Below are 8,743 nucleotides of genomic sequence, written 5' to 3'. Positions count from 1 at the left end.
CGTTCACCGCGGACTCGCTCACCCGGGTGATCGCGGTCACGAGCGGCAAAGGCGGTGTCGGCAAGTCGACGGTCACCGCGAACCTCGCGGTCGCCCTCGCCGCCCGGGGCCTCACGGTCGGCCTCGTCGACGCCGACGTGCACGGCTTCTCGATCCCCGGCATCCTCGGACTCGTGGACGCCGAGGGGCGGATGCCGCACCCCACCCGCATCGACGACCTCATCGTGCCGCCCGTGGCCCACGGAGTGAAGACGATCTCGATCGGCATGTTCTTGCGCGAGGGCGAGGAGCGCAGCCCGGTCGCGTGGCGCGGCCCCATGCTGCATCGCACACTGCAGCAGTTCCTCACCGACGTGTGGTTCGGCGACCTCGACGTGCTGCTCATCGACATGCCGCCGGGCACCGGCGACGTCGCCATCTCGCTCGGGCAGCTGCTCCCCCACGCCGAGGTGCTGGTCGTGACCACCCCGCAGGCGGCGGCGGCAGAGGTCGCCGTGCGCAGCGGCCTGGTCGCGCGTCAGACCGGGCAGCGGGTCATCGGCGTCATCGAGAACATGGCCCCGCTGCGACTTCCCGACGGCACCGTGCTCGACCTGTTCGGCTCGGGCGGCGGGCAGGCCGCGGCATCCGCGCTCTCACAGGGAGACGGAGATGAGGTGCCGCTCGTCGCGTCGGTGCCGCTGAGTCCCGCGCTGCGTACCGGCGGCGACACCGGGTCACCGGTGACCCTCAGCGCCCCGGCCGACCCGGCGGCGGCGGAGATCCTTCGCCTCGCGGACACCCTCGCCCGGCGCCCGCGCGGTCTCGCCGGACGGTCCCTGCGCGTGGGGGTCTCGACTCAGGTCGCCTCGGAGTCGTAGGGCGGGATCTCGCCGTCGGCGAGGTCGAGGGAGGCGACCGCGATCGCGGCCGGGGCCGCGGCCCGCACCGCCGGCGCCGCGGGGGCGTCGTCGAGCAGCGCCTCACGAATGATGCGGCGGGGGTCGTACTGCCGCGGGTCGAGCTTTCGCCAGTCGACCTCGTCGAAATCGTCGCCCATCTCGTCGCGCATGCGCTCGCGGGCACCCTGGGCGTAGGCGCGAGCCCGCTTGGTGGCCTTCGCGAGCCACTCAGCCGCACGGGGCAGTCGCTCGGGTCCGAGCACGACCGCCGCGAGAACGCCGATGAGCACCAGCTTCTCGAAGGTCAGGCCCAGGAACATGGATTCAGGTTAGCGCCGCGCCTGCATGGGGAAGCTGAGGACGAGCCCTAGGCTGACGAAGAGGGAGTGAGCATGAGGGATCACAACGCTGACGCGCGGTTCATCGCCGAATCGACGATCGAGCCGGAGGCCATCGCCAAAGCGCGTGCGCATGCGTTGGAGCTGGGCGCGGAGCCGGTCGACCCCGCGCTCGGCGCGCAGATCGCCCTCCTTGCCGCCGCGTCCGCCGCGCTGAACATCGTCGAGATCGGCACCGGAGCCGGAGTGTCCGGGCTCTGGCTGCTGCACGGTGCGCCCCGCGCCATCCTCACGACCATCGACACCGAGCACGAGCACCTCGCGGCCGCCCGCCACGCGTTCGCGGACGCGGGCATCGCCCCCGCACGCTCACGGTTCATCACGGGTCGCGCGGTCGATGTGCTTCCGCGCATGAACGAGGCCTCGTACGACATCGTGCTGATCGACGCCGACCCCGAGAACGTGCTCGACTACGTGGAGCACGGGTTGCGGCTCGTGCGTCCCGGCGGCACCGTCCTGGTCGCGCGCGTGCTCGCCGGTGGCGCCGTCTCCGACCCGGTGCGCCGCGACGCGATCACCACCGCCTACCGCTCGCTCATCCAGGAGACCCAGGCCTCACCCGCGGTCATCGCCGCAGTGTCGATCGTCGGCGACGGACTGCTGCAGCTGACCACCGTTCCGTCGGCGGACTGACCCCGGACGCAGAGAACGGCCGGTCTGCACAGACCGACCGTTCTCGATGACGGATGCGTCGTCTCAGGCGGCGTTCACGACGCCACCGAGGACGTCGTAGAGCTCCTTGGCCTCGGCGTCGTTCACGGAGACGACCAGGCGTCCACCGCCTTCGAGCGGCACGCGGACGATGATGAGCCGGCCCTCCTTCACGGCCTCCATCGGACCGTCACCGGTTCTCGGCTTCATGGCTGCCATCGTGCTCCCCTTCCTGGTGGCTGACGATCCAGTCTATCGCTCCGGGTCGCCGGGCCCCGCACCGCGGGCCGTGCGGTTGTGGATGCCACACGGTCAGGGGATGCGCCAGAACGTGTTCGCGAGTCCGTAGACGTTGTAGATCCAGAGCCACTGCAGCGCGATGCAGACGAGGAGGACACCGACGCGCCACCACCACGCGCGGGCCACCGCGAGCGCACCCGCCGTGAGCGGGGCGACGGGCACGAGCAGGCGGAAGATGCTCGACTGCGGGAAGAACACGGCCAGAAGGTAGAGGAGGTAGCTCGCCGTCCACAGCCGCAGCTCCACCCCCATTCGCCGCACGTGCGGCTCGAACAGCAACAGCGTCGCGATGCCGACGAGAGCCAGGGCCAGCACGACGAAGCCGACGGCGGCCGGCCACCCCCATTGGGTCGACCAGAACGGCACGGCGACGGCGAATCCGTCGAACGGCGCGAAGTGCGGGCTCGCGTCCGCGATCCAGTTGCGGCGCCAGGAGAGCTCGGTGAGAAGGTACGCGTTCGGGTTTCCCGTGACCCACCCGGCGATGAACTGCCACGCGAAGCCGGCGACCACGCCCAGCGCTCCGAGGGAGAGGATGTGGGCGACGTCACGTCCCCGCAGCGGCTCGGCCCTGCGGTGCACCAGCCGCACGATGCCGTGCAGGCCGAGGAACAGGGCGAAGGCCAGCACTCCCGGTCGGGTTGCGGCCATGAGGATGATGAGCGGATACACCCATCCGTATCGTCGGCGCAGCACCGCCCAGAGGGCGAGGAACAGCCAGAGGAGGAACAGAGACTCGGCATAGCCGACCTGGAACAGAGCGGCGAGCGGCCCCGATGCGAAGAAGGCGACCGCCCACATCGAGGAGGTCTCGTCGAGGCGCATCCGCGTGATCGTGAAGAGCACGATCGAGGCGAGGTAGCCGGAGATCAGCGAGATCGCGACGGCCCCCGCACCCCAGCCGCCGAGCGCCGTGCCGAGGCCCTGTGCGAGGTAGGCGTAGAGCGGCATGAACGCCCACGAGTTCTCGGTCACGAGGCCGGCGGTGTTCGTCGGCAGGTGCACCGGGTAGCCGTTGAGGGCTGTGAACCAGTACCACGCGGCATCCCACCCCACGGCGAGATCGCCGATCGTCGCGTGCGCACCGAAGCGCGACGACGCCGTCGACGCGGCCGCGGCGGCGACCATGAGAAGGGTCGTGACGACACGCGCGAGCAGGTAGATGACGGCGGCGCCGGTATCCCGGCTCAGCGCCTCGAACTTGAGATTCAGCGCGCCATAGCGCGCCGGGTCGCCGGTGGCCAACGCCGTCCGGACCTCGGAGTCCTGCGCCAGGACGAAGGGCAGCGAGCGCTGCTTGTCGAGTTCGGCGGTCAGCAGCGCGACCTTGAGCGCCGCCGCGTTGCGCGCCGCCGCCGCGACTTCCGCGTAGGCCTGCTCGCGGCCGATGCCTCCCGCCGCCCACAGCGCGGCCGCCAGCAGCGCGGCGCCGATCAGGACGAAACAGGCCCATGCCCGGCCATGGCCGGGAACCCGGAAGGACGACGGCGCGGGGCGGGCGTCCGGGGTGGGCAAGGAAATGGGGGGCATGGCCATGGACAGGAAAGTGATGTGCGAATTTTCACACACTATTTTTCAGCATGAGCGAAAAACCGCACAAGCAACCGGACAAGCCGCTTTTCTGGAAATGAATTCTCTATATGAATCAACAAGTTACGAATTCGTTACCGCTGCCGCAAAGCGGGCATGCCGATTGCAAAAGGGGCGTCAACGATGCTCTCGCGAGATCGGCAACCGTTGAAAACGAGGCCTCGCCTCCGCCACGTCGCGGCAGGCAACCAGCCACTGGAAGGGGACATCCCGATGATCGACATACCCGGCACGGCGCAGGCGCCCGTGCGCAAGAAGAAGTTCTACCAGATCCTGTACGTGCAGGTGCTGTTCGCCATCACGGTCGGCATCCTGCTCGGCCACTTCCATCCCCAGATCGGGGAATCGATGAAACCCCTGGGCGATGCCTTCATCAAGCTGGTGAAGATGATCATCGCGCCGGTCATCTTCCTGACGGTCACGACCGGCATCGCCGGCATGCGGGACCTGCAAAAAGTGGGTCGCGTCGTGGGCAAGGCCATGATCTATTTCCTGACCTTTTCCACGCTGGCTCTCATCATCGGCATGATCGTGGCCAACGTCGTGCATCCGGGCACCGGCCTGCACATCGACCCCGCCACGCTGGACGCGAAGGCCGTAGCCTCGTACTCGGCCAAGGCCCATGACCAGACCCTGGTCGGTTTCCTGATGAACATCATCCCGGACACGGTGGTCAGCGCCTTCGCCAGCGGCGACATCCTCCAGGTGCTGTTCTTCTCCGTGCTGTTCGGCATCTCGCTGGGCGCCGTGGGCGACAAGGGCGCGCCGGTCCTGAATTTCCTGCAATCCATCTCGTCGGCCTTCTTCAGGCTGGTCGCCATCCTGATGAAGGCCGCGCCCATCGGCGCCTTCGGGGCCATGGCGTTCACCATCGGCAAGTACGGCATCGGCTCCATCGCCAACCTGGCGCTGCTGGTCGGCACCTTCTACCTGACCTCGCTGCTGTTCGTGCTCGTCGTGCTGGGCGCCGTGGCCCGCTACAACGGCTTTTCCATCCTGAAGCTGATCCGCTACATCCGCGAGGAACTGCTGCTGGTGCTGGGCACCAGTTCGTCCGAGGCGGCCCTGCCCACGCTCATGGAGAAGATGGAACGCGCCGGCTGCTCCAAGCCCGTGGTCGGCCTGGTCATTCCCACCGGCTATTCCTTCAACCTGGACGGCACCAACATCTACATGACCCTGGCGGCCCTGTTCATCGCCCAGGCCACCGACATCCACCTGTCGCTGGTGGACCAGATCCTGCTGCTGCTCGTCGCGATGCTCAGCTCCAAGGGCGCGGCGGGCATCACCGGCGCGGGCTTCATCACCCTGGCCGCGACACTGTCGGTCGTGCCCTCGGTGCCGGTGGCCGGCATGGCGCTGATCCTGGGCATCGACCGCTTCATGTCCGAATGCCGCGCGCTGACCAACCTGGTGGGCAACGCGGTGGCCAGCGTCGTCGTGGCCCGCTGGGAAGGCGAGTTGGACAAAGACCGCCTGGACCAGGCCCTGAGCGCAGCGGGCGCCCAGCGGATCGAAGCGGACCTGGAAGGCGGCGAGGCGCTGGTTCCCGCGCACCGCTGATCGATCCCGTCATGCGGCCGGACTGGCCGCGCAAACAAAAAGGCATGCGTCCGCATGCCTTTTTGTTTGCTCTCGGAATCCATCAATTAATTAATAATTTAAACTATAAATTAAATCAACATTCAAGTTTTTATAGGGTTTTCACCTGATTCAGGATTCATTTTTATTTAACTATATTAAATAAATGACGATGAATCGTCATCCACCGCGCCCACCAAGAAGACAACCGAGATCCCGCGCGGCCGTCCACGAGGAGACAAGCATGAAGAGACGCTATCTGGCCAGCGGTATGCTCGCCGCGCTGGGAACGCTGCACGGCTGCGGCGGTTCCGACGACGCGGGGCCGTCCGTTCCAGGCCCCTCCGATCCCCCCCGCCTTGCCTGCGCCGACATCACGGCGGCCGCGCTGGGGATCCCCCGGCTCGAACTGGCCGCCCCTGAAACCGTCGCCGCCGCCTCCGCGGGCAACCCGGCGCAGTCCGTTCCCGCCCACTGCCGGCTGCAAGGCCGGCTGAACCTGCGCAACAGCGACGTCGACGGCAAGGCCTACGCCATCGGATTCGAGCTGCGCATGCCGGACACCTGGAACGGCCGCTTCTTCTTCCAGGGCGGCGGCGGCACGGATGGTGCGGTCAACCCCGCCCTGGGCACCCTGACGGGAGCGGGCGCCTCCACCAACGCGCTGTCCATGGGATTCGCCGTCGCCAGCACCGACGGCGGCCATACCAGCGAAAGCGAACCCATCGTCGGCGGCTCGCTGTTCGGCCTCGATCCCCAGGCCCGCGTGGACTACGGCTACAACGCGGTCGGCACCGTCACTCCGACCGCCAAGGCCATCCTCCAACGCTTCTACGGCCGCGGCGCCGACCATTCCTATTTCGTCGGCTGCTCGAACGGCGGCAGGCAGGCCATGGTGGCCGCCTCGCGCTTCGCCGACCAGTTCGACGGCATCGTCGCCGGCAACCCGGGCTTCAACCTGCCCCAGGCCGCCGTGCAGCACGCCTGGGACAACCAGGCCTTCGCCGCCGTCGCGCCGCGCACGGGCGGGGACCGGCCCATCATCAGCCAGGCATTCTCGTCCCAGGACATGCAATTGGTGGCCGACCGGACGGTGGCCGCCTGCGATGCGCTGGACGGCGCGGCCGACGGCATGATCGACGACCCCGTGGCCTGCAAGGCCGCCTTCAAGCCCGAAGACCTGGCCTGCCCCGGCGCCAAGGCCGATACCTGCCTGAGCGCGCCACAAGTGGATGCGCTGAAGAAAGTCTTCGGCGGCCCCAGGAACAGCAAGGGCGAGGCCCTATACGCCGACTGGCCCTACGATGCCGGCGTGGCGACCATGGGCTGGCGCTTCTGGAAACTGGGCACCTCGACCACCGAGGTCCCCAATTCCCTGATCGCGACCCTGGGCGACGAGATCCCGATCACCGGCGGGATGGCCTGTGACGGGACCGCATTTGAGAAGACCCTCGTCGCGGCCGGGGCGCCGCCGCGATCCAACGTCGTCGCCGCCCTCGGTTTCTACGGCGCGGACTTCCACATGGGCTTCGGAATCAGCGCCGGTTGGCAGGTCTTCGGGCCTCGCCGCAGAGTGACGCGATCCTCCGGCAACCGGGTCTACGACGTCGACGGCATCCCGATGCTAGACCTCTACCGGCGTTATCTGGGCGAGGAAGAATTCGCCGGCCTGCCGACCACGGGGCTGCGCTTCCCGCTCCAGATCCATCACCCGGAAGCACCCGACGAGACCGTGGTGCGAGCCGTCCTCGGCGTCGATCACGCCGACGGCAGCATGTATTTCGGCGGCGACATCCCGGTCGGGGCAGTCGTTCAGCTGATGCGCGGCACCTTCGGGCGGCTCACCGAAGCGGCCGCCGACGCGGCTCGGCAGGTCGAGGACGTCGTCGATCCCGCCGCGCCGAACGCCGCCGCCGCGATCCTGGTGAGCTGTATAGGGCGACGCATCCTGATGGGCTCGACGATCGAGGACGAGGTCGTCGCGGTCGCCGAGCGCCTGAACGACCCGATGCCGCGCATCGGGTTCTATTCTCTGGGCGAGATCTCGCCCTACCCGGAGACCCGCCGCGCGGCTCTCCACAATGAGACGATGACCATCGTCACCTTTTCCGAACGGGCGGTATCGAGCCATGCGTGAGCTCTTCACCAGACAACTCGCCAAAGCGCGTCGCTCCGACGGCGCAATCGATCTCGCGGTGCTCGGCGACCTGGTTCGCGCCACCTACGACGAGGCGGAGGCGGACCGTCGGCGGACGGATCGAGCGATCTCCCAGATGGTCGAGGAGGTGGACCGGCTGCACGCTCAGCTGCGCGACGCCTTCGACGTCGTGCCGGAGGGCCTGGTCCTCTTCGACGAAGAGGATCGCTTCGTCCTCTGGAACAAGCGATACGCCGAGCTCTACCCGGAACTCGGCGATCATCTCGCCGTCGGCGTCTGCTACGCCGATGCCCTCCGCCACGTCGTCGAGACCCACGGTTACGAGGAAGCCGTCGGGCGCGAGGAGGAATGGCTCCGCGAACGTCTCGAGCGCCACGCCAGACCCTCGAATGTCGAGGAGCAACGTCTCCACGACGGTCGCTGGCTGCGGATCGAAGAATGTCGCACCAGCGACGGCGGCAGCGTCGGCATCCGCGTCGACATCACCGAGCTCAAACGGCGCGAGGCCTCCTTCCGCCTTCTCTACGAGAACAATCCCGTCCCGATGTTCGTCTACGACGCCGAGACCCTGCGGATCGTCTCGGTGAACGACCGGGCGGTCGCGCATTACGGCTACGACCGCGCGGCGTTCCTGGCGCTGACGATCCTCGACATTCGGCCGAAGGAGGACATCGAGGCGACGCTCGAGGCCGTCGCCGCGACACTCCACGACGGGCGCATGACCCGCCTCTGGCGCCACCGCAAGGCCGACGGGAGCCTCATCGACGTCGACATCTTCGCCCAGCCCCTGACACACGATGGTCGGCGTGCCGTTCTGGTCGCGGTCATCGACGTGACCGAGCGCAAGAAGGCAGTCGAAGATCTCCAGAAGACGCAGGAGTTTCTCGATACGATCGTCGAGAACATTCCGGTGACGCTCTTCGTCAAGGAGCCGAGGGAACACCGCTATATTCTGTTGAATCGCGTCGGCGAACTGCTCTTCGGCCGACCGAGGGATCAGGTCGTCGGCAAGACGGCGGACGATCTGTTCGCCGAGGACGAAGCCGCGATCTCGCTCGCGCAAGAGGTGGAACTCCTGAACGGTGACCGCCAGCAGATCACCAGTCACGAGATCATCGAAACGGCTCATGGCGGACGGCGGATGTTGTCGGTCAATCGGATGGCCATCTTCGACGAGAGCGGAC

8 protein-coding genes are annotated in these 8,743 nt (G+C 67.6%); 5 read left to right on the top strand and 3 right to left on the bottom strand.

Annotated features, from left to right (window positions below):
- Window positions 1-860, top strand: an 860-nt coding sequence (locus tag ABT08_RS11280; protein ID WP_288115001.1) for an Mrp/NBP35 family ATP-binding protein, incomplete at its 5' end; no start/stop codon positions are given.
- Here ABT08_RS11280 and ABT08_RS11275 read toward each other — a convergent pair.
- The gene (locus ABT08_RS11275) at window positions 839-1,201 is read right to left on the bottom strand and encodes a twin-arginine translocase TatA/TatE family subunit (protein ID WP_056519939.1); all 363 of its coding nucleotides are present in this window, start codon (window positions 1,199-1,201) and stop codon (window positions 839-841) included. The two genes, ABT08_RS11280 and ABT08_RS11275, sit on opposite strands and share 22 nt — an antisense overlap.
- Window positions 1,202-1,273: 72 nt before the next feature.
- On the opposite strand from ABT08_RS11275, the gene ABT08_RS11270 reads away from it, so the two are divergent.
- Window positions 1,274-1,912, top strand: a complete 639-nt coding sequence (locus tag ABT08_RS11270) for an O-methyltransferase (RefSeq protein ID WP_045247005.1) — start codon at window positions 1,274-1,276, stop codon at window positions 1,910-1,912.
- Window positions 1,913-1,975: 63 nt separating this feature from the next.
- On the opposite strand, the gene ABT08_RS11265 is transcribed toward ABT08_RS11270, so the two are convergent.
- Both ABT08_RS11265 and ABT08_RS11260 read right to left on the bottom strand, forming a co-directional pair.
- Window positions 1,976-2,149: a DUF3117 domain-containing protein gene (locus ABT08_RS11265; RefSeq protein WP_019179788.1), complete on the bottom strand. Its 174-nt coding sequence runs from the start codon at window positions 2,147-2,149 to the stop codon at window positions 1,976-1,978.
- Window positions 2,150-2,242: 93 nt separating this feature from the next.
- Window positions 2,243-3,760 carry a putative hexosyltransferase gene (locus ABT08_RS11260; RefSeq protein ID WP_288114995.1) on the bottom strand — a complete coding sequence of 506 codons (1,518 nt, stop codon included), beginning with the start codon at window positions 3,758-3,760 and terminating at the stop codon, window positions 2,243-2,245.
- Window positions 3,761-4,033: 273 nt separating this feature from the next.
- Between ABT08_RS11260 and ABT08_RS11255 the strand changes: the two genes are divergently transcribed.
- The 3 genes from ABT08_RS11255 to ABT08_RS11245 all read left to right on the top strand — a co-directional run.
- On the top strand, window positions 4,034-5,383 hold the full coding sequence (locus ABT08_RS11255) for a dicarboxylate/amino acid:cation symporter (RefSeq protein WP_288114994.1): 1,350 nt from the start codon (window positions 4,034-4,036) through the stop codon (window positions 5,381-5,383).
- Window positions 5,384-5,645: 262 nt separating this feature from the next.
- Window positions 5,646-7,538 carry a tannase/feruloyl esterase family alpha/beta hydrolase gene (locus ABT08_RS11250; RefSeq protein ID WP_288114989.1) on the top strand — a complete coding sequence of 631 codons (1,893 nt, stop codon included), beginning with the start codon at window positions 5,646-5,648 and terminating at the stop codon, window positions 7,536-7,538.
- The coding region (locus ABT08_RS11245) for a PAS domain S-box protein (RefSeq protein ID WP_288114987.1) at window positions 7,531-8,743 on the top strand (1,213 nt) is incomplete at its 3' end. The genes ABT08_RS11250 and ABT08_RS11245, both read left to right, overlap by 8 nt.

Origin of the sequence: Microbacterium sp. SCN 71-21 (assembly GCF_001725695.1) — a bacterium.
In the GTDB taxonomy this organism is placed as follows: Bacteria; Actinomycetota; Actinomycetes; order Actinomycetales; family Microbacteriaceae; genus Microbacterium; species Microbacterium ginsengisoli.
Note: the sequence above shows the minus strand (reverse complement) of the source record. Positions and strands in the feature narration are given on the sequence as shown.